The 25,911-nt window shown below is 72.9% G+C and carries 21 protein-coding genes and 1 pseudogene; 6 read left to right on the top strand and 16 right to left on the bottom strand.

The genetic code is table 11. The annotated features are described in order from the left end of the window. Positions 1 to 76: 76 nt before the first annotated feature. The 10 genes from IE251_RS41015 to IE251_RS15195 form a co-directional block, all read right to left on the bottom strand. Positions 77 to 2,320, bottom strand: a complete 2,244-nt coding sequence (locus IE251_RS41015) for an SWIM zinc finger family protein (RefSeq protein ID WP_229896776.1) — start codon at positions 2,318 to 2,320, stop codon at positions 77 to 79. After that, positions 2,317 to 5,175, bottom strand: a complete 2,859-nt coding sequence (locus IE251_RS15235; RefSeq protein ID WP_189753480.1) for an SCO1167/SCO6262 family helicase — start codon at positions 5,173 to 5,175, stop codon at positions 2,317 to 2,319. Before IE251_RS15235 ends, IE251_RS41015 begins: the two co-directional genes overlap by 4 nt. Before the next feature lie 97 nt (positions 5,176 to 5,272). Then, a complete protein-coding gene (locus IE251_RS15230; protein ID WP_189753479.1) occupies positions 5,273 to 5,854 on the bottom strand; it encodes a sugar kinase in 582 nt (193 codons plus the stop codon). Further along, positions 5,851 to 6,996: an ROK family glucokinase gene (locus IE251_RS15225; protein ID WP_189753478.1), complete on the bottom strand. Its 1,146-nt coding sequence runs from the start codon at positions 6,994 to 6,996 to the stop codon at positions 5,851 to 5,853. Before IE251_RS15225 ends, IE251_RS15230 begins: the two co-directional genes overlap by 4 nt. 68 nt (positions 6,997 to 7,064) lie before the next feature. Then, positions 7,065 to 7,835, bottom strand: coding sequence for an ATP-binding cassette domain-containing protein (locus tag IE251_RS15220; RefSeq protein ID WP_181796299.1), 771 nt, complete (start codon positions 7,833 to 7,835; stop codon positions 7,065 to 7,067). Then, positions 7,832 to 8,875: an ABC transporter permease gene (locus tag IE251_RS15215; protein ID WP_189753477.1), complete on the bottom strand. Its 1,044-nt coding sequence runs from the start codon at positions 8,873 to 8,875 to the stop codon at positions 7,832 to 7,834. The genes IE251_RS15220 and IE251_RS15215 overlap by 4 nt, the downstream gene beginning before the upstream one ends. Continuing rightward, positions 8,872 to 9,876, bottom strand: a complete 1,005-nt coding sequence (locus tag IE251_RS15210; protein ID WP_189753476.1) for a sugar ABC transporter substrate-binding protein — start codon at positions 9,874 to 9,876, stop codon at positions 8,872 to 8,874. Before IE251_RS15210 ends, IE251_RS15215 begins: the two co-directional genes overlap by 4 nt. Positions 9,877 to 10,097: 221 nt before the next feature. Then, complete coding sequence (locus IE251_RS15205; protein ID WP_189753693.1) at positions 10,098 to 10,835, bottom strand: GntR family transcriptional regulator; 738 nt, start codon at positions 10,833 to 10,835, stop codon at positions 10,098 to 10,100. Between the two features lie 132 nt (positions 10,836 to 10,967). Beyond that, complete coding sequence (locus IE251_RS15200) at positions 10,968 to 11,681, bottom strand: response regulator transcription factor (RefSeq protein WP_189753475.1); 714 nt, start codon at positions 11,679 to 11,681, stop codon at positions 10,968 to 10,970. An 838-nt stretch (positions 11,682 to 12,519) separates the two neighbouring features. After that, on the bottom strand, positions 12,520 to 13,782 hold the full coding sequence (locus tag IE251_RS15195) for a sensor histidine kinase (RefSeq protein WP_229896775.1): 1,263 nt from the start codon (positions 13,780 to 13,782) through the stop codon (positions 12,520 to 12,522). A 202-nt stretch (positions 13,783 to 13,984) separates the two neighbouring features. Between IE251_RS15195 and IE251_RS15190 the strand changes: the two genes are divergently transcribed. Both IE251_RS15190 and IE251_RS15185 read left to right on the top strand, forming a co-directional pair. Beyond that, entirely contained in the window at positions 13,985 to 14,185 is a 201-nt protein-coding gene (locus tag IE251_RS15190; RefSeq protein WP_030617166.1) for a hypothetical protein, read from the top strand. 90 nt (positions 14,186 to 14,275) lie between these two features. Beyond that, positions 14,276 to 14,671, top strand: a complete 396-nt coding sequence (locus tag IE251_RS15185) for a guanyl-specific ribonuclease (protein ID WP_189753473.1) — start codon at positions 14,276 to 14,278, stop codon at positions 14,669 to 14,671. An 86-nt stretch (positions 14,672 to 14,757) separates the two neighbouring features. Here the strand turns inward: IE251_RS15185 and IE251_RS15180 are convergent, their stop codons facing one another. From IE251_RS15180 to allB, 3 genes are all read right to left on the bottom strand, one after another. Then, positions 14,758 to 15,570, bottom strand: coding sequence for an AIM24 family protein (locus IE251_RS15180; RefSeq protein ID WP_181795935.1), 813 nt, complete (start codon positions 15,568 to 15,570; stop codon positions 14,758 to 14,760). Positions 15,571 to 15,694: 124 nt separating this feature from the next. Further along, a complete protein-coding gene (gene alc, locus IE251_RS15175) occupies positions 15,695 to 16,810 on the bottom strand; it encodes an allantoicase (protein WP_189753472.1) in 1,116 nt (371 codons plus the stop codon). Between the two features lie 39 nt (positions 16,811 to 16,849). Further along, positions 16,850 to 18,187: an allantoinase AllB gene (gene allB, locus IE251_RS15170; protein ID WP_189753471.1), complete on the bottom strand. Its 1,338-nt coding sequence runs from the start codon at positions 18,185 to 18,187 to the stop codon at positions 16,850 to 16,852. Between the two features lie 275 nt (positions 18,188 to 18,462). On the opposite strand from allB, the gene IE251_RS15165 reads away from it, so the two are divergent. Continuing rightward, a complete protein-coding gene (locus IE251_RS15165) occupies positions 18,463 to 19,260 on the top strand; it encodes an IclR family transcriptional regulator (protein ID WP_189753470.1) in 798 nt (265 codons plus the stop codon). Between the two features lie 98 nt (positions 19,261 to 19,358). Next, entirely contained in the window at positions 19,359 to 19,775 is a 417-nt protein-coding gene (locus IE251_RS15160; protein WP_189753469.1) for a DUF6234 family protein, read from the top strand. A 264-nt stretch (positions 19,776 to 20,039) separates the two neighbouring features. Here the strand turns inward: IE251_RS15160 and IE251_RS15155 are convergent, their stop codons facing one another. Next, positions 20,040 to 20,354: a DUF5955 family protein gene (locus IE251_RS15155; RefSeq protein WP_189753468.1), complete on the bottom strand. Its 315-nt coding sequence runs from the start codon at positions 20,352 to 20,354 to the stop codon at positions 20,040 to 20,042. Positions 20,355 to 20,569: 215 nt separating this feature from the next. On the opposite strand from IE251_RS15155, the gene IE251_RS15150 reads away from it, so the two are divergent. Together IE251_RS15150 and aceB are read left to right on the top strand one after the other, a co-directional pair. Further along, positions 20,570 to 21,178 carry a nucleotidyltransferase family protein gene (locus IE251_RS15150; protein ID WP_189753467.1) on the top strand — a complete coding sequence of 203 codons (609 nt, stop codon included), beginning with the start codon at positions 20,570 to 20,572 and terminating at the stop codon, positions 21,176 to 21,178. A 184-nt stretch (positions 21,179 to 21,362) separates the two neighbouring features. Next, positions 21,363 to 22,988: a malate synthase A gene (aceB, locus tag IE251_RS15145; protein WP_189753466.1), complete on the top strand. Its 1,626-nt coding sequence runs from the start codon at positions 21,363 to 21,365 to the stop codon at positions 22,986 to 22,988. Positions 22,989 to 23,047: 59 nt separating this feature from the next. On the opposite strand, the gene IE251_RS15140 is transcribed toward aceB, so the two are convergent. After that, a complete protein-coding gene (locus IE251_RS15140; RefSeq protein ID WP_189753465.1) occupies positions 23,048 to 23,962 on the bottom strand; it encodes a HipA family kinase in 915 nt (304 codons plus the stop codon). A 500-nt stretch (positions 23,963 to 24,462) separates the two neighbouring features. After that, positions 24,463 to 24,694: pseudogene (locus IE251_RS15135) on the bottom strand (ATP-binding protein); the annotation flags it as partial. Positions 24,695 to 25,911: the final 1,217 nt, after the last annotated feature.

The following is a 25,911-nucleotide window of genomic DNA, read 5'->3' as shown; positions in this document are numbered from 1 at the left end:
ACAGACCTCCGGCGGGCGGTAGCCAGGAAGGGCTCGGCAGGCCGGAGGTGTCGGGCTGGGTATGGGCGAGGTGGGGTCAGAGGTGGTCGGGTAGGGCGAGGCCGGTCAGGGCGCCCACCGGGTCGGAGTCCGGGGTGCCCCGGGGCCACCAGTCCTCCCGGCCCGGCTCCGACTCGTAGGCGTACCACAGTCCGTCGCGGCCCAGCCGCAGCTGGACATGGCCGCGCGGATGGGTGAGGCGGTTGCGCCAGGGGCGGAACGCCGGCAGGTCGGCGGCGAGCAGCAGCGGACGGGCCCGGTCGAAACGGCCGGCCGGCGGGTCCCACGGCTCCTCCAGGACGGCCAGCCCCGCCTCCCCACCCTGCCGCCAGGCCGCGACGGCTCGCGCGAGATCGGCCGGCGTACGGCCGGTGGCGTCGGCGAGGGTGGCGTACAACGCGCGGGTCGCCGCGGTCAGTCCGGAACCGGGACGGGCCGCGGCCAGGCGCACCGCGTCCTGCCACAGGGACAGTTCACCGACCGGATCACGCCCGGTGGCGAGCAGCGCGTGGGCGCGCGCGGCGGCGTCGGTCGCCAGCTGGTCCAGCGCGAAGGGATCCGGGCCGCCGGGTGCCGAGGGGTACACAGGGGGCTGCTCGGGGTGCGGAGGAACCGGCAACGGCTGCGGCAGGGGCGGGAGTTGGCGGGGAGCCAGGGCGTCGACGGCCCGGACGCCCGGCAGGGTCCGCGGCTGCCGTTCGCTCGCGGCGCGGGCCGCGCGGGCCGCGCTGCGCCGGGACAACGCGTCGAGCAGCTCCTTCTCGCCCCGGCCGCGCAGCAGGAGGAGGACGAAGGGATCGGCGTCGAGCAGCCGGGCCGTCTGGTAGCACAGGGCGGCGGCGTGCTTGCAGGGGTGACCGGAATCCGGGCAGCTACAGCGCGGAACGAGGTCGCCGGGGCCGGGCAGCAACGGCACACCGCAGTCGGCGAGCGACTGGGGCAGCTCCTTGTCGAGCAGCGCCGCGATATGCCCCGGCCGGTCGGCGGCGGCGTCCAGGAACCGCTCCCAGTCCGCGTCCTCCAGGGTCCGTACCCGTACCTGCGCCCGGTACGGCCGGGGCCGGCTGCCCCGTACGTACGCCAGCACCAGCCCCGGAGTGACGGTGATGGCGTCCACTTGCCCTTGGTCCGCGTAACCCCGGCCGCGCGCCAGCCGCTTGGCGTCCAGCGCGCCCCGCTCCAGCGCACCGACCCAGGCGTTGCCCCACCAGGTTCCGGCGAACGCTTCCCCGGCGCCGCCACCCTCCCGGGCGGGGAACGCCGGGAAGGTACGGCGGAGTTCACCGTCACGGTGGGGAGTTCCCATCCCCATGGTCCCGGCCCCGAAGTGCGACCGCGCCACCGCGCCCGCCGTCGGCCCGATCTCCGCGGAACGGCCGGTCTCCGCCGCATTGCCGGTCTCCGCCGAGGGGCCGGCTTCCGCGCGGCGGCTGGTCCCCGCCGAGGGGCCGACGCCCGCCGAGCGGCCTGTTCCCGCCAAACGGCCAGTCTCGGCCGAGGTCGGACGACCACCTTCCACCAAACGGCCCGTTCCCGTCGCACGGCCCCCCTCCGCCGCACGGGGCCTCTCCGCCGCGCGTCCCCCCTCCGCCGCACGACCTGTCTCCCCCGGCTCCGGCGTCACCGGGGCCGGCTCGGCGGGCGGGGCGGCGGCGGGAGCGGTGCCCTCCGGGGCGCCCTCAGCGGTGCCCTCCGAGGCGCCGTCGGCGGTGTCCTCCGGGGCGCCCTCGGCGGTGTCGGTCCACGAGGGCATCCGGAAGGCGGTCGCCAGGTAATGCCGCATGTCGTGTACGGCCTTGGCCCGGGCGGTGCCCGCCCCCTGCCCGGAGCGGGACGAGGTGTCCGGCGCGGCGGACCGGGCCGGCCCGGTCGCCCACCGCTCGCGCGGCGACCCGGCGGCCTCCGCCTCCGCGCGCGCCGCTTCCCGCCGCGCCGCCCGCAGCGCCTCCCGGGCGACATCACCGGGACGCCGGCCGACGGCACCTCCGGTACGCGCACCGGAACCGGCATCGTCCGGCTCGGGCTCGGCTCCCCGTACCAGGTCGCCACCGTCCGGCGCGTCCGTGGGCACGGAGGAAGCGGCGCTCCCGGGTCCGGTCTCCCCCGGACCCGTCCCCGCACGCTCCCCGTCGACCGTGCCCTCGACCGAATCGACGGCGCTCTCCCCTTCCACCGAACCCCGTGCCGCCGTGCCCTCCCGTTCGGTGTGCGCCCGTTGGCGGGCCTCCCGGAGGGCGCGGCGGGCCGCGTCGGCGGGGTGGGGGCGGCCGGGGGGCGTCATGGCGTCCTCCGCAGGGAGACGAGGTCGGACAGTTCGCGGTCCGTCAGCTCGGTCAGGGCCGCCTCGCCGGAGCCGAGGATGGCGTCGGCCAGCGCGCGCTTGGCGGCGAGCATCTCGGCGATGCGGTCCTCCACCGTGCCCTCGGTGACCAGTCGGTGGACCTGGACGGGCTGGGTCTGGCCGATGCGGTAGGCGCGGTCGGTCGCCTGTTCCTCGACCGCCGGGTTCCACCAGCGGTCGAAGTGGACGACATGGCCGGCGCGGGTGAGGTTCAGGCCGGTGCCGGCGGCCTTCAGGGACAGCACGAGAACGGGGGTCTCGCCGCTCTGGAAGCGGTCGACCATGCGCTCCCGCTCCGCGACCGGGGTGCCGCCGTGCAGCAGGTCGACCGGGATCGCGCGGGCGGACAGATGGGCGGTGAGCAGCCGGGCCATGCCGACGTACTGGGTGAAGACGAGAGCCGAGCCGTCCTCGGCGAGGAGGGTGTCCAGCAGCTCGTCGAGCAGGGCGAGCTTGCCGGAGCGGGCGGCCGTCCGCTCGGGGTCCGGCCGCTCCTTCAGATACAGCGCCGGGTGGTCGCAGATCTGCTTGAGCGCGCCCAGCATCTTCAGTACCAGGCCCCGCCGTGCCATGCCCTCGGCGGTCTCGATGGCCAGCATCGATTCGCGCACCACCGCCTCGTACAGCGCGGCCTGTTCCCGGGTGAGCGGCACCGGGTGGTCGGTCTCGGTCTTGGGCGGCAGCTCCGGCACGATGCCCGGGTCGGACTTCTTGCGGCGCAGGAGGAAGGGCCGGACCAGCCGGGACAGGCGCTCGGCCGCCTCCGTGTCCTCGCCGCTCTCCACCGCGCGGGCGTGCCGGGCGCGGAAGGACTTCAGCGGGCCGAGCAGTCCGGGGGTGGTCCAGTCGAGCAGGGCCCACAGTTCGGAGAGGTTGTTCTCCACGGGGGTGCCGGTGAGCGCCACGCGCGCGGGGGCCGGGATGGTGCGCAGCGCCTTGGCGGTGGCCGAGTACGGGTTCTTCACGTGCTGCGCCTCGTCGGCGACGACCATGCCCCAGGGCTGTGCGGCGAGGTGGGCGGCGGCGGAGCGCATCGTGCCGTAGGTGGTAAGGACGAAGCCGCCGTCGACGCCGTCCAGGGTGCGGTCCTGGCCGTGGAAGCGGCGGACCGGGACGCCGGGCGCGAACCGGGTGATCTCCCGCTGCCAGTTGCCGAGGAGGGAGGCGGGGCAGACCACGAGGGTCGGTTCGGTGCGGGCCCGTTTCAGGTGCAGGGCGATGAGGGTGACGGTCTTGCCGAGGCCCATGTCGTCGGCGAGGCAGCCGCCGAGGCCGAGGGAGGTCATCAGGTCGAGCCAGGCCAGTCCGCGCAGCTGGTAGTCGCGCAGGGTGGCGTTCAGGCCGGGGGGTGGGGTGGCGGGGCGCAGCCCGGCGGTGAGCCGGTCGCGGAGGGCGGCCAGCGCGCCGACGGGGACTGCCTCGACGGTCTCGCCGTCCACCTCGGCGGTGCCGGTGAGGGCGACGGACAGCGCGTCGACCGGGTCGAGCAGGCCCAGTTCCCGTTTGCGGGCCTTGCGGACCAGCGCGGGGTCGACCAGCACCCACCGGTCGCGGAGCCGAACGACCGGGCGGTGGGCCTCGGCGAGGGCGTCCATCTCGGCCTCGCTGAGGGCTTCCCCGCCGAGCGCCAGCTGCCAGCGGAAGCCGAGCAGCTCGGCGCTGTCGAAGAAGCCGGTGCCGTCGGTGGCGGAGCCGGGGGCGGGGCGGATCACGGCGGTGGCGGTCAGGTCGCGGGCGAGGTCCCGGGGCCAGTGCACGGCGACCCCGGCGGCGGCCAGGCGGCTCGCCGCGACGCCGAGCAGGTCGTTCAGCTCGTCCTCGGACAGGGCGAGGACGTCGGGCACGTCCTGCTCGGCGAGGCGGTCCAGCGGCGGCCACACCCGGGCGGCGCGCCGGACCGCGAGGGCGGCGTCCACGCGTGCGCGGGGCCCGAACGCCGGGTCGGCGTCCCCGGCCCACAGGGCGGCCGCGTCGGCCACCAGGGTGGGGTCGGCGAGGCTGTGGACCTGTACGACGGCGGCTCCGGCGGCGCGGGCGCCCTCGCTCGTGCCGGAGTCGAAGACGTCGTACGCCGACAGGTCCAGGCGCAGCGAGACGCGGACGCCCGCGTCCATCCCGGCGGCGACCTCGGCCGCCCACTCCTGGGCGGCGGGCAGGCTCTGGGGTGCCCGGGCGGCGAAGGGCCGGCCGGAGGCGTGGGGGGCGGCGGGGGTGCGCGGCAGGGTGTCGGCGACCGCGTCGAGGAAGGAGCGGACGAGGGCCTCGGGCTCGGGCAGCCGCAGCGCGCCGGGACCGGGGAGGGGCACGGCGTGGCCCTCGGGGGGCAGGGCGGCGGCGATCGCGCGCAGGTGGGCGAGATCGTCGCGCTCCAGCGGGCCGGCCCGCCAGGCGTCGTGGCCGGCCGGGGTCAGGCCGGGCAGCAGCCGGCCGCGGGCGACGAGCCGCAGCGCGTGCAGGGCGGCGGCGCCCCAGGCGGCGGTGGCCGGGTGGGCGGCCGGGTCGTGCCGGGCGCGCACCAGCGGCGGCAGGGCCGCGGCGAGCGGCAGGGTCAGCGCGGGCACCCGGTGGCGGCGCGCCCCGGCGCCGTGCCGGCGGACGACCGTGAGCTCCTCGGCCGCGCCCTCGGGGGCCGGGGGCAGCGGGTCGCCCGCGGGGTCCCAGAAGGCGAGGCGGCCGTCGCGGGGCAGGGGGGCGGGCAGGTAGACGCACGCGAGGCGCGCCCAGGCCGGGTGCCCGGTCCGCGTCTCCCGGGGACCCTCCGTGTGCTCGGCCACCGCGGCCGCTTCGCTCGTCATCCGTCCTGCCACCTCCCGCCCGTGTGTCGCACCAGTCGTCCTCGACTCTACGGGCGGGGTCTGACAATCGGCTCCGGAGCCCGGACGGGGCCCCTGGTCAGGGGACCGTGCGGGAGACGACGTACACCATCGGGAGCCGGGGGTCGGACAGGTTGACGACCACGTCCTGGGTGGGTGCGGGGTTCTTCTGCTCGTGGGTCAGCCCCCACCAGGGGCCGCGCCCGCCGAAGGTCCAGCCGCTGACCTCGCGGTCGCGCTCGCCGATCGTGATCTCGTCCTTCCGCAGCTGCTCGCGGCGTACGCCCATGGCCCCCAGGAAGCTGTCGAGGCCGGCGGGGTTGGTGCGGAACTGGACGTAGAGGCGGCTGGTCTTCCAGTTGTTCGTCTCGTAGTAGGCGACGTCCTCGGCGGGGTGCGGGACGGACACCTGGTAGAGGCGGCGCTGCACCTTGGACGGCCAGCCCGCGGTGAGGCCGGTCGCGGAGTACTTGGCCTCCTTGTCCTTGCCGCTGTCGCGGCTCTGGTTGGCCGAGATCACCAGATAGCCGGCCGGTACGCCGATGAGCAGGACGATGATCAGCAGGGTGAGGGCCCGGCGCCGGGCCTTGTGCCGGGGGACCTCGGCGGGCCGGGCCGGCCGTGGTGGCGGACCGGCCTGGTGGGGCAGCGAGGGCGTCATGCGGTGTCCCGGTCGCGGCGGGCCTGGGCGTAGCGCTCGTAACGCTCGTAGCGCTCCACCCGGCGCCGCTTGGCCCGGCGGAACCGGCGCGCGACCAGCCGGGCCAGGTCGGCGGCGCCCACCATGCCCGCCTCGGGGCCGAGCTGGGCGCGGGTGATGCGGGCCTCGGGGCGGTAGCCGCGCCCGGTGAGGTGGCGCTTGAAGGCGTCCCGGGCCGGGCCGATGAGCAGGTCGTCGGCGGCCGAGACGCCGCCGCCGATGACGAAGCAGGACGGGTCGAGGGCCGCCGCCAGGTTGGCGATGCCGACGCCGAGCCACTGGCCGATGTCCTGGAGCAGTTCCACGCACATCGCGTCGCCCTGGCGGGCCAGCTCGGTGATCATCGGGCCGGTGATGTCGCCGATGTTGCCCTTGACGTGCTCGATGATGCCGTAGGCCACCGGGGAGTCGGCGACGGCCAGCTCCTTGGCCTCGCGGACGAGCGCGTTGCCGGAGCTGTACTGCTCCCAGCAGCCGCGGTTGCCGCACGGGCAGCGGTGGCCGCCGGGCACGACCTGCATGTGGCCGAACTCTCCGGCGACGCCGAACTTGCCGCGCTTGACCTGGCCGTCCTCCAGGATGGCGCCGCCGATGCCGGTGCCGAGGGTGATCATCACCAGGTGGTCCTCGCCGTGGCCGGCGCCGAAGCGCCACTCCGCCCAGGCGGCGGTGTTGGCGTCGTTGTCCACGAGGACCGGCACGGACAGCCGGCTGGCGAGGCGGTCGCGCAGCGGTTCGTTGCGCCAGGACAGGTGCGGGGCGAACAGGACGCGGTTGCGGTCGGCGTCGACCCAGCCGGCGGCGCCGATGCCGACCGCGTGCACGTCGTGCCGGTCGGAGAGGTCCAGGACCAGCTCCACGATGGTGTCCTCGACGACCTTCGGGCTCTTGGACTTGTCCGGGGTCTCCGTGCGGAGCTTCTCCAGGATGTTGCCGTCGGCGTCGACGACGCCCGCCATGACCTTGGTGCCGCCGATGTCGATACCGACCGTGGGCACACGGGGGGCGGTCAGGTGGGACCGGCGCTCCCTGGTGCCGACGGTGCGCAGGACGGGGGCTCGGCGGGAGCCGATGGGGGCGGTGAGGTCGCGGTAGGTGCTCATCGTTGGTCGATTCTGCCGCACGCTCACGCCGGGTGCCGTACGGGGCGGGGAGGGAGGGGGCGCGTCCTTCAGTCTCGTTGCAGTTCGTGGCGCAGGGCGTCCAGGTCGGAGCCGCCGGCCATCTGCTGGGTCAGTTCGTCCAGGGTGATCTCGTCCCGTGTGTAATTGCCCACCATCGTGCCCCTCCTCAGGAGCACGAATCTGTCGCCTACGAGATACGCGTGATGCGGGTTGTGGGTGATCAGAACAACACCCAGGCCCTCGTCGCGTGCCGCGGCCACATATTTCAGGACCACACCGGACTGCTTGACGCCCAGGGCGGCCGTCGGTTCGTCCAGGACGAGGACCTTCGCGCCGAAGTGGACCGCACGGGCGATCGCCACGCACTGGCGTTCGCCGCCGGAGAGGGTGCCGATGGGCTGGTCGACGTCCCTGAGGTCGATGCCCATGCGCAGCAGCGCCTCGCGGGTGGTGCGGCGCATGAGGTCGATGTCCATGCGCTTGAAGGGGCCGACGCCCTTGCGGGGCTCGGAGCCGAGGAAGAAGTTGCGCCAGACCGGCATCAGGGGGACGACGGCCAGGTCCTGGTAGACCGTGGCGATGCCCCGGTCCAGGGCCTCGCGCGGGGAGGAGAGGGTGGTCTCCTCGCCCTCGATGCGCAGGGTGCCGCCGTCGTGCCGGTGCAGGCCCGCGATCATCTTGATCAGGGTCGACTTGCCCGCGCCGTTGTCGCCGAGGACGCAGGTAATCTCGCCCGCGTGGACCTCGAGGGAGACGCCCTCCAGGGCGCGGACGGTGCCGTAGTGCTTGCTGACGTCGGTCAGTTCGACGAGGGTCATGCGGTCGCCTCCGCGCGCTTGCGGACCCAGGCGTTGAGCAGGGTCGCGAGGAGCAGCATCGCTCCGAGGAAGAACTTGAACCAGTCGGGGTTCCACTCGGCGAAGACGATGCCCTTGCTGGTCATGCCGAACAGCAGCGCGCCCACGGCCGAGCCGACGGCGCTGCCGTAGCCGCCGGTGATCAGGCAGCCGCCGATGACGGCCGCGATGATGTAGATCAGTTCGTTGCCGACGCCCTCGCCGGACTGGACGGCGTCGAAGGAGAAGAGCAGGTGCTGGCCGGAGACCCAGGCGCCGAACGCGACACCCATGTAGAGGGCGATCTTGGTGCGGGCCACGGGGACGCCGACCGCGCGGGCCGCGTCCGCGTTGCCGCCGACGGCGAAGATCCAGTTGCCGGTGCGGGTGCGCAGCAGGATCCAGGAGGCGACGGCGACCATGCCGAGCCACCACAGGATGGTGACCTTCACGTCGACACCGCCGACGGTGAGCGTGGAGGCGAAGACGGCGTGGGCGCTGGAGAAGCCCTCCATGTCGCCGATGGTCTTGGTGGAGACCGTGCCGTCGATCAGCTTGGTGAAGCCCAGGTTCATGCCGGTCAGCATCAGGAAGGTGCCCAGCGTGATGATGAAGCTGGGCAGCTTGGTGCGGGTGAGCATGAAGCCGTTGAAGGCGCCGACGGCCAGGGTGACCAGCAGCGACACGCCGACGCCGACCCAGGTGTTCGCCGTCATCTGGTAGCTGAACATCGAGGAGATCAGCGCGGACGACGTCACCATGACGCCCGCCGAGAGGTCGAACTCGCCGCCGATCATCAGCAGCGCGACGGGTACGGCCATGATGCCGATGGTCGACGAGGCGTACAGCACCGTGCTGAGGCTGGTGGCACGCAGGAAACCGTCGGCGACGAAGGCGAAGAAGAGGAAGACGGCCAGGGCGCCGACGACCGAGCCGAGCTCCGGGCGGGCGAGCAGCTTGCGCAGCGGGGAGGCGGGCAGCAGCCGTTCGTCGAGCGGCTTGTGATCGGTGACCGTGCTCATCGGGTACCCCGATCGGTGTACTCGGCCAGCTCGGCGGCCTGCTCCTTGGTGACGATCTGCGGGCCGGTCAGCACCGGCTTGCCGCCGCCGAGGACGTCGGCGTTGTACTTGTACAGCCACAGCAGGTCGACGGCCTCGTAGCCCTGGAGGTACGGCTGCTGGTCCACGGCGAAGCCGAGGGTGCCGTCCTTGAGCGCCGCCGCGACCTTGGGGTTGAGGTCGAAGGTGTCGATCTCGGCCTTGCTGCCCGCGTCGGTCCTGGCCTTCACGGCGGTGTCGGCGAAGGGCGCGCCGAGGGTGACGACGGAGTCGATCGACCTGTCCGCCTGGAGCTTGGCCCCGATGGCGGACTGCACGTCGGGCATGTTGGTGCCGTTGACGTAGAGCTTGCCCAGGGTGCCGCGGAAGGTCTTGGCGACGCCGTCGCAGCGCTGCTCGTGGCCGACGTTGCCCTGCTCGTGCAGCACGCACAGGGCCTTCTTCTTGCCGCGCTTGTTCAGCTCCTCGCCGACGGCCTCGCCGGCGATGGTCTCGTCCTGGCCGATGTGGGTGAGGGCGCCGAAGGCCTTGGACTCCTCGGAGCCGGAGTTCACCGTGATCACCGGGATGCCGGCCTTCTCGGCGCGGGCCACGGCGGCCTTCATGGCGTCCGGCTTGGCGAGGGTGACGATGATGCCGTCGACCTTCTTGTCCACGGCCGCGTCCACCAGCTGGGCCTGCTGCTGGGCCTCGTCGTCGTGGGAGTACAGGAAGTTGATGTTGTCCTTGACGGCGGCCTGCTTGGCGCCGCTCTGGACGATGTCCCAGAAGGTGTCGCCGTCCCCCGAGTGGGTGATCATCGCGAAGGTCCAGCGCGGGGTGTTCACCGCCGCCCTGCCCTGGGCGGCGGCGGCCTTGCGGGCGTCCTCCGCCCGCTTTCCTCCGGTGCTGCTGCACGCCGCGAGGGACACGGAGAGTGCCCCCGCCAGCGCTATGCCTACCCAGGTCCGAAACCGTGCCACGAGGCCGTGCCCTTCTTGCCGCTTCTGCTCTGCTCCGACGTACGTCTGCTGCTCTGCCGCGACGCACATAAGGGGCGGGCGACCTCACCGTGGGCGCGTCCCGGCGGCGATTTCACCTGCCCCAAACACTTCAGTATCGGACATGCCGGCCGTGCATGGCACGACCGGGGACCGGGGAACGGTCGCTTTGTCCGGACATCTCATCGAATACCGGGGCCCGGTCAGGACCGCACCAGCAGCTGGAACTCGAAGGAATAGCGGCTCGGGCGGTAGGTGTGGTCGCCGAGTTCCACCGCGCGCCCGGTGTCGTCGTAGGTGGTGCGCCGCATGGTCAGCAGCGGGGCGCCCTCCGGCTCGGTCAGCCGCTCGGCCTCGGTGGCGGTGGCGCCCCGGGCGCCGATGGCCTGGCGGGCGCTGTGCAGGGTGATTCCGGCGGACCGCATCAGCCGGTACAGGCCGGTGGCCTCCAGCCGGTCGGTGTCCAGGTCGAGCAGGCCCGTCGGCAGGTGGTTGATCAGGTAGGCCATGGGTTCGCCGTGGGCGAGGCGGAGCCGTTCGACGCGGTGCACGTCACCGCCCTCGGGGACGCCGAGCGCGGCGGCGACCTCGGCGGGGGCCGGTACGACCGTGTTGACCAGCACCCGGGTGGCGGGGCGCTGCCCGGCCGCCTCCAGGTCGTCGTAGAGGCTGCTCAGTTCCAGCGGGCGCTTGACCTGGCTGTGCACGACCTGGGTGCCCACGCCCCGGCGCCGGACCAGGAGCCCCTTGTCGACGAGGGCCTGGATCGCCTGGCGGACGGTCGGCCGGGACAGTCCGAGCCGCGCGGCCAGCTCGATCTCGTTGCCCAGCAGGCTGCCCGGGGTGAGACTGCCGTGCTCGATGGCGGACTCGAGCTGCCGCGAGAGCTGGAAGTACAACGGCACCGGCGAGCTACGGTCCACGCGGAGGTCGAGCGCCACGGTCGGGCCCACATCTGGTTTCGGCACGGGGCCGAGCGTAGTCCGGTGCCTGGTTGACGGGAAGTCGTGTAGTCAGGTTGTCCGGACATATTGGGGGCCGGTAGGTTCCGGCGGCGATTTCCCGCGACCGGTTCAGCCGGCGCCCTGGAAACCGTCGGCGCCGACGCCTCCCTCCTCGTCGCCGTCCAGCAGCCCCGCGTCGTAGACCAGCAGCGCGATCTGCACCCGGTTGTCGAGGCCGAGCTTGGCGAGGACGCGGGAGACGTGGGCCTTGACGGTGGCCACGCTGAGGAACAGCTCCGCGGCGATCCGCGCGTTGGCAAGCCCGCGCCCGACGGCGACGGCGACCTCGCGCTCCCGGTCGCCCAGGACGGCCAGCCGTTCGCGTGCCCGGGTCCGCCGGGCGTCGGCGGCGGTGCCGGCCGCGTGCCGCATCAACTGCCGGGTGACCGCGGGCGACAGCACCGGGTCGCCCGCGGCGACCCGGCGCACGGCGTCGACGATCTCGGCGGGCGGGGTGTCCTTCAGCACGAAGCCGGCGGCGCCGGCGCGCATCGCGTGCAGCACCTGTTCGTCGGCGTGGAAGGTGGTGAGCACCACGACCTGCGGCGCGTCCGGCCGCGCGCGCAGCCGCCGGGTCGCGGTGATCCCGTCCACCGCCGGCATCCGGATGTCCATGAGGACGACGTCCGGCCGGGTCCGCCGCACCAGTTCCTCGGCCTCCGCGCCGTCGGCGGCCTCCCCGACGACCTCGATGTCCCCGGCCCCGCCGATCATCAGCGCCAGACCGGCGCGTACCAAGGGGTCGTCGTCCACGAGGAGCAGTCTGATCGGCGTCGCAGTCATGGGGTTACGTAATCACGGCCGGCGGCGCGGGACGGCGGATCCCCGAGACGACTGCGGCCCGGACGAAGTCCCGAGGCGAGCCCGGCCCGGGGAGGAGCCCCGGAGCGACCCGGGCCCGGGACGGAACCCCGGAGCGACCCCGTACCGGGACGGATTCCCGAGGCGCCCACGACCCGGGACGGCGGATCCCCGAGACGACTGCGGCCCTGACGAAGTCCCGAGGCGAGCCCGGCCCGGGCAGGAGCCCCGGAGCGACCCAGGCCCGGGACGGAACCCCGGAGCGACCCCGTACCGGGACGGATTCCCGAGGCGCCCACGACCCGGCACGGCGGATCCCCGAGGCGCCCGCAGTATGGGGCGGAGACTTCGAAGCGACCCCGGCCCGGGGCGGATCCCCGAAGCATCCCCAGCCCGGGAGGGCTGATCCCCAGGACGCCCGCGACCGGGCGGTTCCCCGGAGCGTCGCCGGCCCGGAGCGGCGAATCCCCGACGGCACCCGCAACCAGGAGCGAACCTCCCCAAAGCGTCCCCGGGCCCGGACAACGGATCCCCGAAGCACCCCCAGCCCGGACGGCGAATCCCCAAGACGCCCGCAACCGAGACGTATCCCCGAACCGCCGCCGACCCAGAGCAACGAATCCACGACGGCACCCGCACCCCGAAGCGAACGCCCAAAAGTGTGCCCGGCCCCCGGTCGGGGGATCCCCGAAGCGCCTGCGGCCCCGGACAGCGGATCCCCGAGACGCCCCCAGCCCCGGACGGCGGATCCAGGTGCCCGCACCCCGAAGTGGATCCCCGAAGCACCCCAGGCCCGAGACGGCCGATCCCTCGGTCCCCCTTACCCCCGCGGCCACGGCAGCCACCCCCGGACCTCGAAGCCTCCGTCGGGCCGCGGGGCGTGCCGGAGTCGGCCGCCGGCCAGGGTGGCGCGTTCCGTGAGGCCGATCAGGCCCTGGCCGGAGCCGGGGACGGGCGGGACCTCGGCGGGCGGTGCCGGATTGGCGACGGTGATCGTCAGGCCGTCGCCGGGGGCACCGGTCAGGCGGACGGTGACCTCGGTGCCGGGGGCGTGCTTGCGGGCGTTGGTCAGGGCCTCCTGTGCGATGCGGTAGGCGGTGCGGCCGACGGAGGCGGGGACGGCGGCCGGGTCGGCGACGCGATGGTCCAGGGTGACCTTCATCCCGGCCTCACGGCACTCGGCGACCAGGGCGTCCAGCGCGGCCAGCGTCGGCTGGGGCCGCCCGCCGGAGGGCTCCTCTCCGTCGCCGGCCCGCAGCACGCCGATGATCTCCCGCAGGTCCTGCAACGCCTCGTGCGCGCTCTCCCGGATCACCCCGGCGGCCCGCGCGATCTCCTCGCGGGACGCGTCCGGCCGGAACTCCAGGGCGCCCGCGTGCACGCTGAGCAGGGTGAGCCGGTGGGCGAGCACGTCGTGCATCTCGCGGGCGATGGCCTCGCGGGCCAGCCGCTGCGCCTGCTCGGCGCGCAGCCGGGCCTCGGTCTCCGCCCGGTGCGCCCGGTCCCTGAGGCTCAGCATCAGCATCCGCTTGGAGCGGACGAACATGCCCCAGCCGATGATCGACACGGTGAGCAGCGTGATGAACACGAGAACACCGGTGTAGGACAGGTCGGGGTCGGGCCGCACCCAGTACACCAGCGGCACCAGCGCGAGGCCGGCGCCGCCGATCCAGGCGACGTACCGGAAGGGCCGGTGCACGGCGAGCGTGAACAGGGCGACCATGGCGGCGCCGCCCGAGCAGTTGGACAGCAGGCCGACCAGGAACATCGCGACGGCGAGCCCGACCGGCCACCGGCGGCGCAGCCAGACGGCGGCGCAGGACAGGGCGCCCAGCACCTGGTCGAGCGTGGCGAGGGAGCGCGGCAGGCCGGTCTCCTCGGGCAGGGACCGCGCCGCCGCAAGGCCGATGAGGACGGCCAGGAGGAAGCAGGAGAAGTCGACGACCCAGTCCCGCGCGGTGCGCCGGGGCCGTCGTCCGGAGGACCCGGCGTCCGGGTCCAGCTCATGGATCAGCGTGGACGGGAACAGCCACCGGCGTCCCGTGAACCCACCCGGCGCCCGCGTCCGCTCGTCGTCGCTCACGGTCGGCAAATCTATGCGGGGCCGGGGCTCTGCCGCCGCCCCGGACCGGGGATCAGCGACCGTACGACCGGCGGCACCGACCGAAGTCGCACCTCCGGAGAACTTTCGGCGCGGTCCGCCGCCGCGGAACGGGGGCTTTCGGCGGTGCTCGCTCGCCGCGCGGCCGATGCGCGGGAAGCCGCCGCCGGGCGAGAGTCGCCGGGTGAAGCAGCTACTGGAACTTCTCGGATTCATCGCGTTGGTGCAGGGGGTCATGGGCCTGGTGCACGAGTTCACCGACTGGCGGGTGGGCCTGGTGCAGCGCCTCGGCTTCCTCGACGGCTACGAGGTCTACGCGAGCGTGGCGCTCGTGGTGCTGGCGCTCGCCCTGTTCGCCGCGGCGGACAGCCGGAAGCGGCCGTAGGTTAACCCCCGGGAAAATCATCGGACGTACCGGCGAACACTCTGTGATTGACATTGACATGCCATGTTCTACGCGCGTCATGATGAGGCCATGAGATTCCCCCCACGCGCGACGCGCATCGGTGCAGCGGCCGCCCTCCTGTCCGCCCTCCTCGTGGGCGGCACCGTCACGGCCACCACGGCGGACGCCTCGGCGGCCTCGGTCGGCAGCGTCTGTTACGGCAGCCTGCCCGCCCAGGCGTACGACACCCTGGAACTGATCGACCAGGGCGGCCCGTATCCGTACTCCCAGGACGGGAGCGTCTTCCAGAACCGGGAAGGCGTCCTGCCCAGCCACACGGCCGGCTACTACCACGAGTACACCGTGATCACTCCGGGCTCCTCCACCCGCGGTGCCCGGCGCATCGTCACCGGTCAGAAGTACCGGGAGGACTACTACACGGCGGACCACTACGCCTCGTTCGACCTGATCGACTACGGCTGCTGAGCCCCTCCCCCACGGGGCCGGCCCGAGGAACGGCGCGACACCCCGGGGCCCGGCCCGCCGCGGCTGGGCCCCGGGGGGAGTGAGACTCAGCCGGCGTGGGTGGAGAACAGTCCGCCGGTCGGGCCCTGCTTGTCGCCGCCCTGGGCCTTCTTCAGGGCGTTGGCCAGGCCCTCGATGGTGAGGGACTGCAGGATCACCCGGCCGTTGCCCTCCAGGGTCGCCAGGGACAGGCCCTCGCCGCCGAAGACGGCGTTCATGATCCCCTGGCGGTTGAGGCCGCCGACGCGCTGGACGCCGTACTGGATGCCCTCCTCGAAGGCGACCACACAGCCGGTGTCGACCTCGATCCGGCCGCCGAAGTCCGCCGGGTTCAGGTCGATGAAGTTGCCCGCGCCGGCGATGATCACCGTGCCGTGCCCGGTGAACTTCTCCAGGACGAAGCCCTCGCCGCCGCTCATGCCGGTGCGCCCGCCCGCGAAGGCGATGCCGAACTCGACGCTGGACTCGGCGGCCACGAAGGCGTCCTTCTCGGCGAACCACGCGCGCGTGCCGTCCAGCTCCAGCGCGCGCATCTCCCCGGGGAGCACGCCCGCGAAGCCGACCGTGCCCTCGCCGCCCTGGGCGGTGAAGTACTGGAAGGCCAGCGACTCACCGGCGAGCATGCGCTGCCCGACCTGCATGGCGGTGCCCATGGCCTGGCGCAGCAGCCCGCCCATGCCGCCGGAGCCGCCCTGCTGCTGTCCGCCGCCGCCCGACGGGCCGGACAACCGGGTCTCCATGGTCACGTTCGCCGTCTTGAACAGGAACTTCCCGGCCTCGCAGTACACGGTCTGGCCGGGACGCAGGTTGACGACCGCCATCTGCATGGCGTTGCCGACGATCTCTTGCTGAAGGGTCACGTCAGAAAGAACGTGTCAGGTGGACGGAAGAGTTCCGGACCGGCGGTAGGCGGGCCCCCATGGGTGACGCGGGGGCGCCCCGGTGCTGTCCGGCCGGGGCGCCCCACGCGCGCGTGAGCGGGGATCAGCCGCCCAGCTCCTGGTGACGGGCGGCCAGGCCGCTCGCGCCGCGCTCGGTCAGCGAGCCGAACAGGCGCAGCCGGGAGATGCCGCCGTCGGGGAAGATGTCGATCCGCGCGTGCGTGCCGACCGCCGCCTCGGGCAGGACGAAGCGGTGGTTGGTGTCGGGCTGGAGGCGGGTGCGCGGCAGGACCTCGGTCCACTCGCCGTCCTCGCCGTCACGGACGGACACCGACGCCCAGCCGGCGCTGTTGCCCTTCAGGTAGGCGGTGTCGATCTCGACGGCGCGGATCGCGGACTGGGCCACGAGCCGGTAGCGGATCCAGTCGTTGCCCTGGTCGCGGCGGCGGCGGGTCTCCCAGCCGTCGTCCATCTTGCGCGAGCGGCCCGGCTGGATGGTGTTGGTGGCCGGCGAGTAGAAGAGGTTGGAGGCGTCCTCGACCTGGCCGCCGTTCTCCAGCGCGACCACGTCGAAGGTGCCGAGGGCCGCCAGCCACTCGGGGTCCGGGACGACCTCGCCGTACACCCGCAGGCGGGCGATGCCGCCGTCGGGGTGCTGGTTGATCCGCAGGTGGGTGAAGCGCTGCTCGGCGGTGACCTCGAAGCCGTTGGCCGCGTGGCCGCCGACCGGGGTGCGCGGGACGAGGGTGGTCCACTTCACGTCGTCGCCGAGCAGTTCCCCGGGTGACGGCGAGCCGGGGACGCAGGCGCCCTCGACGGAGACGGCCTGCGGGTAGTTGCCGCGGAAGTGAGCGGTGTCGATCACGATGCCGCGGATCACCCCGGGCGCGCCGAGGCGGACCAGCGCCCAGTCGTGGTCCTCGGCGGTGGGCCAGGGGTGCTCGGCGGAGACACCGCGGCGGCGGCGGGTCTCCCAGCCGTCCATGATCTTGCCCTTGTGGCCGAAGTGCCCGGGGTCGAACTCGGCCCGCTCGGGCACCAGCAGGTTCTCCCGCTGGGCGAAGAACTCGTCGTTGGCGGCGATGACACCGGCGCCGAGCTGCCGGTCGGCGAGGTTGGCGTACTGGGTGAAGGGGAAGTCGGCGGTGCGGTAGTCCGCGTACGGGTCGCCGCCTCCGTAGGGGTTCGCGTCGCCGGTGAAGCTGGGTATCGCCGTCACGGTGATCAGTTCTTCCTTTCGGGGCTCGGTGGGTGGGATTCAGCGGGTCCGGCTGAGCAGCGTCCCCTTCGGTTCGGTGAACTCGCCGTCGGCGACGATGCGTTCGCCGCGCAGCCAGGTGGACTTGACGACGCCGTACAGGGTCCTGCCGGCGTAGGCGGTGACCCGGTTGCGGTGCTGGAGGCCGGCCGGGTCGACGGTGAAGGTCTCGTCGGGGGCGAGGACGGCGAAGTCGGCGTCGCGGCCGGCCTCGATGGCCCCCTTCTGGGTCAGGCCGACCAGCTCCGCGGTCCGCGCGGACATCCAGCGGACGACGTCCTCCAGGGTGTGGCCGCGCTTGCGGGCCTCGGTCCACACCGCCGGCAGGCTCACCTGGAGGCCGGCGATGCCGCCCCAGGCGGTGGCGAAGTCGTCGGTCTTCAGGTCGGCGGTGGAGGGCGAGTGGTCGGTGACCACGCAGTCGATGGTGCCGTCGGCCAGCGCCTCCCACAGCAGGTCCTGGTTGGCGGACTCGCGGATGGGCGGGCAGCACTTGAACTCGCTGGCGCCGTCCGGGACTTCCTCGGCGGTCAGGGTGAGGTAGTGCGGGCAGGTCTCCACCGTCACGCGTACGCCCTCGGCGCGGGCGGCGCGGATCAGCGGCAGGGCGTCGCAGGAGGACAGGTGCAGCACGTGCACGCGGGCGTTCAGGCGCCGGGCCTGCGCGATGAGGTTCGCGATGGCGGTGTCCTCGGCGTCGCGCGGGCGGGAGGCGAGGAAGTCGGCGTACTTCGGGCCGCCGTGCTGCGGGGCGCTCTCCAGGTGGTGCGGGTCCTCGGCGTGCACGATGAGCAGCCCGTCGAACCCGGCCGTCTCGGCCATCGACTGGGCGAGCTGGTCCTGGTCGAGGTGCGGGAACTCGTCCACGCCGGACGGGGAGAGGAAGCACTTGAAGCCGAAGACGCCGGCGTCGTGCAGCGGGCGCAGGTCCTTGACGTTGTCGGGCAGGGCGCCGCCCCAGAAGCCGACGTCGATGTGCGCCTTGTCCCGGGCCACGTCCTGCTTGATCCGCAGGTGCTCGACCGTGGTGGTGGGCGGCAGGGAGTTGAGCGGCATGTCGATCAGGGTGGTGATGCCGCCGGCCGCCGCCGCGCGGGTGGCGGTCCAGAAGCCCTCCCACTCGGTGCGGCCCGGGTCGTTGACGTGCACATGGGTGTCGACCAGGCCGGGCAGCAGCACGTGGTCGCCGACGTCCTCCAGCCGGGCCGCGGCCGGAATCTCGGCGTCGTACGGCAGGACGGCCGTGATCTTCCCGCCGGACACGGTGACCGTGGCGGCCCGCGTGCCCTCCGGAGTGATCACCCGCGTCGAGCGCAGCACCAGTTCAGCGTCGGACACCCGAACCCCTCTCTATACCGCCGTTATTCACACCCAGGAAACGGGATTTACACCCACGTAACGGACTTCAACGTTCTGTTGAAGGAGTCTTCACTTCCCCTACTCCGCCGTCAAGAGGCACCCTTCGAGGTGGCACGCGAGGCATACCCACTCTGGACGTTTCCACAAAGCGGAATTAGAATTCCAACAAGCAGAACGTAGCTACGTACAAGCGGGGAGTCAACCGACTGCCGGGTAGGCTTCTGCTCTCCCGCCAGTCCCGAAAGGAACGCGCCGTGCCGACGTCCAGCGCCAGCACCACCGACTCCGCCAAGCCCTCCGCCGCAGGCGGGGTGCAGTCCCTGGAGCGCGCCTTCGACCTGCTCGAGCGGATGGCGGACGCGGGCGGCGAGGTGGGCCTGAGCGAACTGTCCGCGGCCAGCGGCCTGCCGCTGCCCACCATCCACCGCCTGATGCGCACGCTGGTCGCCTGCGGCTATGTGCGCCAGCAGGCCAACCGGCGCTACGCGCTCGGCCCCCGCCTGATCCGCCTCGGCGAGTCCGCCTCCCGGCTGCTCGGCACCTGGGCCAGGCCGTACCTGGCCCGACTGGTGGAGGAGACCGGCGAGACGGCCAACATGGCGCTGCTCGACGGCGACGAGATCGTGTACGTCGCCCAGGTGCCGTCGAAGCACTCGATGCGGATGTTCACCGAGGTGGGCCGGCGGGTCCTGCCGCACTCCACCGGCGTCGGCAAGGCGCTGCTCGCCGGGGTCCCGGACGACGAGGTGCGCGCGCTGCTGACCCGCACCGGCATGCCCGCGGCCACCGACAAGACCATCACCACGCCGGAGGGCTTCCTCGCGGCGCTGGAGGAGGTACGGCAGCTGGGGTACGCCGTGGACGACAACGAGCAGGAGATCGGGGTCCGCTGCCTCGCGGTGTCCGTGCCCGACTCCCCCACGGCGGCGGCCATCTCCATCTCGGGGCCGGCCGGACGGGTCACGGAGACGGCCACGGAGAAGATCGTGCCGGTGCTCCAGCAGATCGCCCGCGAACTCTCCGCGGCCCTGGCCAGCCAGAACCAGGGCTGAGCGACTCGGCGCCGGAGAGGCCGTCCGGCCGCCGCCCCACGTCTGCTGAGTAGCCGTACTCATGCGCCCGGCCCGCCCTCGCGGGCAGGGTGGCGGGCATGGATCTCCCCGTCGCCCCGCCGGCCTTCGACGCCACCGGCGACGCCGGGCCGCACCGGCACGCCGACCGGGGTGCCGACATCGGTGCCGGCTGCGGGCTGGTGTTCCTGGAACTGGCCGCCCTGGTCGTGATCTTCGGCCTGTGGTGGTTCTCCGGGTTCGACCTCGACCCGGCATCGACCGTCACGGCCGACCCCCTGTGGAACTACCTGATCGCCGCCGGCGTGGTCGGGGCGGTCGCCCTCGTGGCGGCCGTGATCGCCGCGCGGGCCGGGGCCGTCGTGACCGTGGTCGCCCAAGGCCTCATGGCCACCGTGGTCTGCCTGCTCATCGCCGGCGGTGCCGCGGGGCAGTCCCACGAGGACCAGCGGTGCCGTGAGATCCCGGCGGCACCGGGCTGCCGGAACGGCCGCTGACCCGGATCCGGGACGCCCTCGCACCGCATCCCGGCCGACGCGCGACCGCCCCGGCCCCGGACCGCGATGCGCCTGGCACCGACGCCTGGCCAGGCCCCGGCCGACACCTGGTCACACTCCAGCCAAGGTCCGATCACGACCCGGCCGACACCTGGTCGCGCCCCTGCCGAAGTCCGGCCACGACCGGACTGACGCCCGGCCGCCACCCGGCGATGCCCCATGACGACCCCACCGAAGCCCGGCCACATCCCCGTCGGCGGCCGGCTAGGCCCGCGGCGGCTCGCCGAACAGATCCACGGCGGCGCGTACCTGGGACAGCCCCCGGGCCAGCGCGCTCATCGAGCCGATCGCGCCGGCGACCAGCAGCAGGGAGGCGCGCAGCCGCGGGATCTCCGGGACGCCTCCGGCGGCCATCGCGGCCAGGGCCGCCAGCTCGTCCTCGGCTATCGCCCGGTCGGGGAAGTCCGCCGGTAACGCCGCGAGCTGGCGGCGCAGCCGGGACACGGCGGTACGCAATTCCGCCACTCTCGGGTCCTCGTCGATGCCGGTCACCGGCCTCTGCCCCAAGCTCCGCAACACAGCCCTCCCCGTCGGCACGCCCTTGTGCGCGGGCCAGTAAACGCCACCTCCGGGCCCCGGCGCCACAGCGCGGACCGAAATTCAGCCCAACGGAACCGGCACCGCGCACGCGGCCGGTTTCCGTCGACGCCGGCTCCGGTGGCGCGGCCGGATTCCATCGCCGCCGGACCTCGGCACCGCGGCCGGTCGCCGTCGCCGCCGGGTATGCAGGAGCCATGACGGAGAACCGGGAACTTCACGGGGAGATCGCGGGGCTGCTGCTCGCCGCCGGCGGCGGCCGACGGCTCGGCGGGCGCCCCAAGGCACTGCTGACGCACCGGGGGCGGCCCCTGGTCGAGCACGCGGTGGAGGTGCTGCGCGCGGCCGGGTGCGGACGGATCCATGTGGTGCTGGGCGCGGCGGCGGACGAGGTGCGGGCCCGCGCCGCACTGGACGGCTGTGTGCTGGTGGACAACCCGGACTGGACCGAGGGCATGGGCTCCTCGCTGCGCGCGGGACTGGCCTCGCTCGCCGGCACGGGGATGCGCGCGGCGCTGGCGGGCCTGGTCGACCAGCCGGGCATCGGACCGGCCGCGGCGGCCCGGGTGCTGGGTGCCTACCGGGACGAGCGGTCGCTGGTCTCGGCCGCCTACGACGGGGTACGCGGCCATCCGGTGCTGTTCGGGGCGGCGCACTGGGCGGGCATCGCCGAGGCGGCCACCGGCGACCGCGGGGCCCGGGCCTATCTCCTGGCGCACCGGGCGGAGCTGCGGCTCGTGGAGTGCGGGGATGTGGCCGAGGCGTACGACATCGACACCGAGGCGGACCTGAGCCACCTTGAGTGAACGGGGTGGCACCCAGCGCCACCTTCGCTCGACTCAGAGAATCTCGACATCAACAGACCATTGAAGTTCCACGATGAGGAAACTACTATCCACTGTTCAGAAGCGTCCGACCGCACAGTGGGCGCTGTCTGTCCTATTCGTGCCACTTGGCACCCGGTGCCACCGCTGAAGGAAGTGACAGCTCATGTCCGCACCAGCGCCGTCCCCGCTGGCCATCGTCGACGCCGAGCCCCTGCCCCGGCAGGAGGAGGTCCTCACCGACGCGGCGCTCGCCTTCGTGGCGGAGCTGCACCGGCGGTTCACCCCGCGCCGTGACGAACTCCTCGCCCGCCGGGCCGAGCGCCGCGCCGAGATCGCCCGCACCTCCACCCTCGACTTCCTGCCGGAGACGGCCGCCATCCGCGCGGACGACTCCTGGAAGGTCGCCCCGGCCCCGGCCGCGCTGAACGACCGGCGCGTCGAGATCACCGGACCCACCGACCGGAAGATGACCATCAACGCGCTCAACTCGGGCGCGCGGGTCTGGCTCGCCGACTTCGAGGACGCCTCCGCGCCCACCTGGGAGAACGTCGTCCTCGGCCAGCTCAACCTGATCGACGCCTACACCCGGAACATCGACTTCACCGACGAGCGCACCGGCAAGTCGTACGCGCTGCGGCCGAACGAGGAGCTGGCGACCGTCGTCATGCGCCCGCGCGGCTGGCACCTGACCGAGCGGCACCTCGTCGACGCCGACGGCACGCCGGTCCCCGGTGCCCTCGTCGACTTCGGGCTGTACTTCTTCCACAACGCCCAGCGGCTGCTCGACCTCGGCAAGGGCCCGTACTTCTACCTGCCCAAGACCGAGTCGCACCTCGAAGCCCGGCTGTGGAACGAGGTGTTCGTCTTCGCCCAGGACTACGTCGGCATCCCGCAGGGCACCATCCGCGCCACCGTCCTGATCGAGACGATCACGGCGGCGTACGAGATGGAGGAGATCCTCTACGAACTGCGCGACCACGCCTCCGGGCTGAACGCCGGCCGCTGGGACTACCTGTTCTCCATCGTGAAGAACTTCCGTGACGGCGGCGCCAGGTTCGTCCTCCCGGACCGCAACGCGGTCACGATGACGGCCCCGTTCATGCGGGCGTACACCGAACTCCTGGTCCGCACCTGCCACAAGCGCGGCGCGCACGCCATCGGCGGCATGGCGGCCTTCATCCCGTCCCGCAAGGACCCGGAGGTCAACAAGGTGGCCTTCGAGAAGGTCCGCGCCGACAAGGACCGCGAGGCGAACGACGGTTTCGACGGCTCCTGGGTCGCCCACCCCGACCTGGTGCCCATCGCCATGGAGTCCTTCGACAAGGTCCTCGGCGACAAGCCCAACCAGAAGGACCGGCTGCGCGAGGACGTGCGCGTGGCGGCGGCCGACCTGATCGCCATCGACTCGCTCGACGCCAAGCCGACGTACGAGGGCCTGGTCAACGCCGTCCAGGTCGGCATCCGTTACATCGAGGCCTGGCTGCGCGGGCTCGGCGCCGTCGCCATCTTCAACCTGATGGAGGACGCGGCCACCGCCGAGATCTCCCGCTCGCAGATCTGGCAGTGGATCAACGCCGGGGTCGAGTTCGCGGGCGGCGAGAAGGCCACCCCGGAGCTGGCCCGCAAGGTCGCCGCCGAGGAACTCGACGCCATCCGCAAGGAGATCGGCGAGGAGGCCTTCGCGGCCGGCCACTGGCAGGAGGCGCACGACCTGCTGCTCCAGGTGTCCCTGGACGAGGACTACGCCGACTTCCTCACCCTGCCGGCGTACGAGCGGCTGCGCGGCTGACCGTCACCGCCACGAGTGGGCCCGGGGGCTTCCCCCCGGGCCCTTCGCCGTGTCCCGGCTCACCCCAGGTGCGCCGACCAGTCCTGCTCCGCCGCCGGCTTGCCGTGCAGGTCGGGGACGCGCTTCAGCCAGTCCGGGCGGCCCGCCTGGGTGCGGGCCGCGCGGGCGGCCTCCTCGGCGGCCAGCTGCTCGCGGCTCGGGAAGTCGGTGGGCAGCCACTCGGCCGAGAGCCGCACCCGGTCCAGCAGATAGCCGACGTAGGCGTCCCGGACGTCGTCGGGCGTGGCGAACCCGGCGTCCTCGGCGAGCCAGGCGTCCGGCACCTCGGCGACGATCCCGCGCAGCAGCTCCTCGGTCACCCGGGGCGCCAGCTCGGCGTCGGCGGCGCGCACATCGGGGCCGTAGTGGCCGAGGGCGTGATGCCGGAAGTCGTACCGGCGGCCCGGGGTCGTGGTGTCCCAGCGGTGGTGGAAGACGAGGGCGGCGCCGTGGTCGATGAGCCACAGCCGGGCCGGCGCGGTGCCGAGCGTGGGCCAGACCATCAGGTTGGAGCTGTGGACCGTACGGTCGACGTTGACGGTCAGCGCGTCCAGCCAGACGATCCGGCCGGCCTCCAGCGGGTCCACCGCGAAAGTCCGGGCGATCTCCGGGGTGAAGTCCCGGGCCCCCGGCAGATAGTCCATGCCGAGGTTCACCCCCGCGCTGGCGCCGTGCAGGTCCCGCACCTCCTGATGCGGCTCGGCGGCGGCGATGGCCGGGTCGAAGTGCACGAGCACCAGCTCCGGGAAGCGCAGACCGAGCGCCCGGGCGAGTTCCCCGACGATGACCTCGGCGACCAGCGCCTTGTGCCCCTGCGCGGACCCGGTGAACTTCACGACGTACGTACCGAGGTCATCGGCCTCGACGACCCCGGGGACGGAGCCACCCGAGCGCAAGGGTTCGATGTAGCGGGTAGCGGCGACTTCTCTCAACACTTTCGAAGGCTCCCCACTCGCTGGCCTCGCATTCCATGGTCCGGTCCAAGGCGCTGCAGTCCGTGCATATGTCCACGATGAGCCCTGGGGAGAATCTGGGGAGTTTCAACCGGCACGCTCATGTCCCCTCCTCCCCAGCAGTCCATCGATCGCCGCGGGCCCTCGGCTCCGGCCCCAAGGCACGAAGTGAGCATAGTAACCAAGCGTGACGGCCGGGGAGGAACCCCGAGCCATCGTGCCGGCCTCACTACGGACTCCTCCGCCTCGAGCTGGTCCGACCCGGCTTCATCACTTCCGAGATCGCCGAACGGTACGGAGTGAACCCACACCTTGACCAAGGTCTGGGCGCGGCCTCCGCCTGGCCGACCCCGGCCGGGAAACTCGGCCAGTGAGGCAGTACTCCGCGTAGGACATCGCGACTTCGTCCGCAGCGCCGTCAAATGCCAGGCCGCTGTCCTCGAACCAGAACACCCGAACACCGCCCACCGCCCGCCAACCGGCATCGCGGCCTCGGTGTCGAGCGCGATCAGCAGGTGCGACTTGCCGGTGCCGGAGTCACCGATGAGGCAGAGTGGCTCACCCTTCTTGGCCCACTCGAGGTGGCGAGCGTATTGACGGTAACCGGGTCGATGTTGGGGTTGGCGTCGAAGTCGAACGCCCGCGGGCTCCTGTCGCGGGGGAGGGGAGCGGCCTTGATCCTGCGTTCGGAGCGTAGGCGGCCCGGTCGTCGCACGCCACCGCCGCCGCACGACCGCGCCACCAGGCCGACACCGCAGGACGACACCTCCACGTCATCGCCCTGGCCGCCGGCCAGGCCCTGCTCCGCGCGGTCCCGCCCGGAGTCCTGCGCCCGGACGCCGCCTCCCGCTCCGACCGGCCCGAGCCCACGCTCGAGCGGCCCGCCCAAGAACTGCTCCAGGACGTCATCGAGGCCCGCACCGTCGGCGAGGTCTCCGAGGCGCGCTCACCGCCGCACGGCCCGGCTACGATGCCGGGCCCCTGGTCCGGCTGGAACGCCTCCTCGACACCGCGGCCCGCTTCTCCTACGCCCTGCCACACCGTCCGCGGCCGGCAGATCGGCGCCCGGCTCGCCGCCCTCGGCCGCCAACTGGCCTTCCTCACCCAGGAAGTCCACGACGCTGCCGAAGACCTCGGTGCGACCGTCGCCGTCCTGCCCCCACACAGCACTCCGGCACCGCCCCGTCCAGCCGTGAGCACCGAACCTCCCACATCACCGGCCCGCAGCACGGCCACCACCCGCCGAGCGTAGGCCCGACTGCGCGACGGCGAACTCTCCCTCCGTCTCCGCGGGCCGGGTTCGCCCGCCGGCTCGCCGTACGAGACTGCACCGACTACTGGAAGGCCGCCCCACAGCAACGACACCGCCTCCAAGGAAGAGTGGCTCGCCGCCAAGCGCGCCGAGGAACAGCGTGCCGCCGCCGACGGGGCCACCCAGTTCGGCGTGCCTCCGCTGGAAGGACCCGACCGCGCCCTTGCCTTTAGACGAACGCTCCCGCCACCAGCTCATGACCGCAGCCCACACCGCCCTCGTCATCGAGAATGCACGGGACGAGGCGACTGGGCGGTACTGGAAGAGAAGGCCCGCACCATTACCCGCGCCGGATGGTGCCGGATATCAGCATCAGCGTTTATTCGCAGCGCCCTGGAACGCCTTGCCAGACGTGAACTTCACCGCGTCGATGAGTTCTTGCTTTCCGATGACCCTCTTCCTCCTTGATCACCAGTCATTCGGAACACGCGTCTCCCCTTTCACGCCTCCCGCCAATCGGACCGCCGCAACGTTCACCCCTGCGAGCGAGCGTTTTCCCACCATGCCGGATCTGCATCTACTCGCGTGGAGCGTCAGTGTTGAAGTGCGTTGACTGCTGAAGTTGCACCCGGATGGACGCCAGGGGAAGCTTGGGAAGTCGGCGCCATGCCAAGGAAAC

This window comes from Streptomyces eurythermus, from assembly GCF_014649115.1.
In the GTDB taxonomy this organism is placed as follows: domain Bacteria; phylum Actinomycetota; class Actinomycetes; order Streptomycetales; family Streptomycetaceae; genus Streptomyces; species Streptomyces eurythermus.
This window is presented reverse-complemented; position numbering and strand designations above follow the sequence as displayed.

Excerpts from the sequence above, each read along its gene's own strand:
- IE251_RS41015 (WP_229896776.1), bottom strand. The coding sequence starts at position 2,320 with ATGACGCCCCCCGGCCGCCCCCACCCCGCCGACGCGGCCCGCCGCGCC.
- IE251_RS15235 (WP_189753480.1), bottom strand. The coding sequence starts at position 5,175 with ATGACGAGCGAAGCGGCCGCGGTGGCCGAGCACACGGAGGGTCCCCGG.
- IE251_RS15230 (WP_189753479.1), bottom strand. The coding sequence starts at position 5,854 with ATGACGCCCTCGCTGCCCCACCAGGCCGGTCCGCCACCACGGCCGGCC.
- IE251_RS15225 (WP_189753478.1), bottom strand. The coding sequence starts at position 6,996 with ATGAGCACCTACCGCGACCTCACCGCCCCCATCGGCTCCCGCCGAGCC.
- IE251_RS15220 (WP_181796299.1), bottom strand. The coding sequence starts at position 7,835 with ATGACCCTCGTCGAACTGACCGACGTCAGCAAGCACTACGGCACCGTC.
- IE251_RS15215 (WP_189753477.1), bottom strand. The coding sequence starts at position 8,875 with ATGAGCACGGTCACCGATCACAAGCCGCTCGACGAACGGCTGCTGCCC.
- IE251_RS15200 (WP_189753475.1), bottom strand. The coding sequence starts at position 11,681 with ATGACTGCGACGCCGATCAGACTGCTCCTCGTGGACGACGACCCCTTG.
- IE251_RS15185 (WP_189753473.1), top strand. The coding sequence starts at position 14,276 with ATGAGATTCCCCCCACGCGCGACGCGCATCGGTGCAGCGGCCGCCCTC.
- IE251_RS15160 (WP_189753469.1), top strand. The coding sequence starts at position 19,359 with ATGGATCTCCCCGTCGCCCCGCCGGCCTTCGACGCCACCGGCGACGCC.
- IE251_RS15150 (WP_189753467.1), top strand. The coding sequence starts at position 20,570 with ATGACGGAGAACCGGGAACTTCACGGGGAGATCGCGGGGCTGCTGCTC.
- aceB (WP_189753466.1), top strand. The coding sequence starts at position 21,363 with ATGTCCGCACCAGCGCCGTCCCCGCTGGCCATCGTCGACGCCGAGCCC.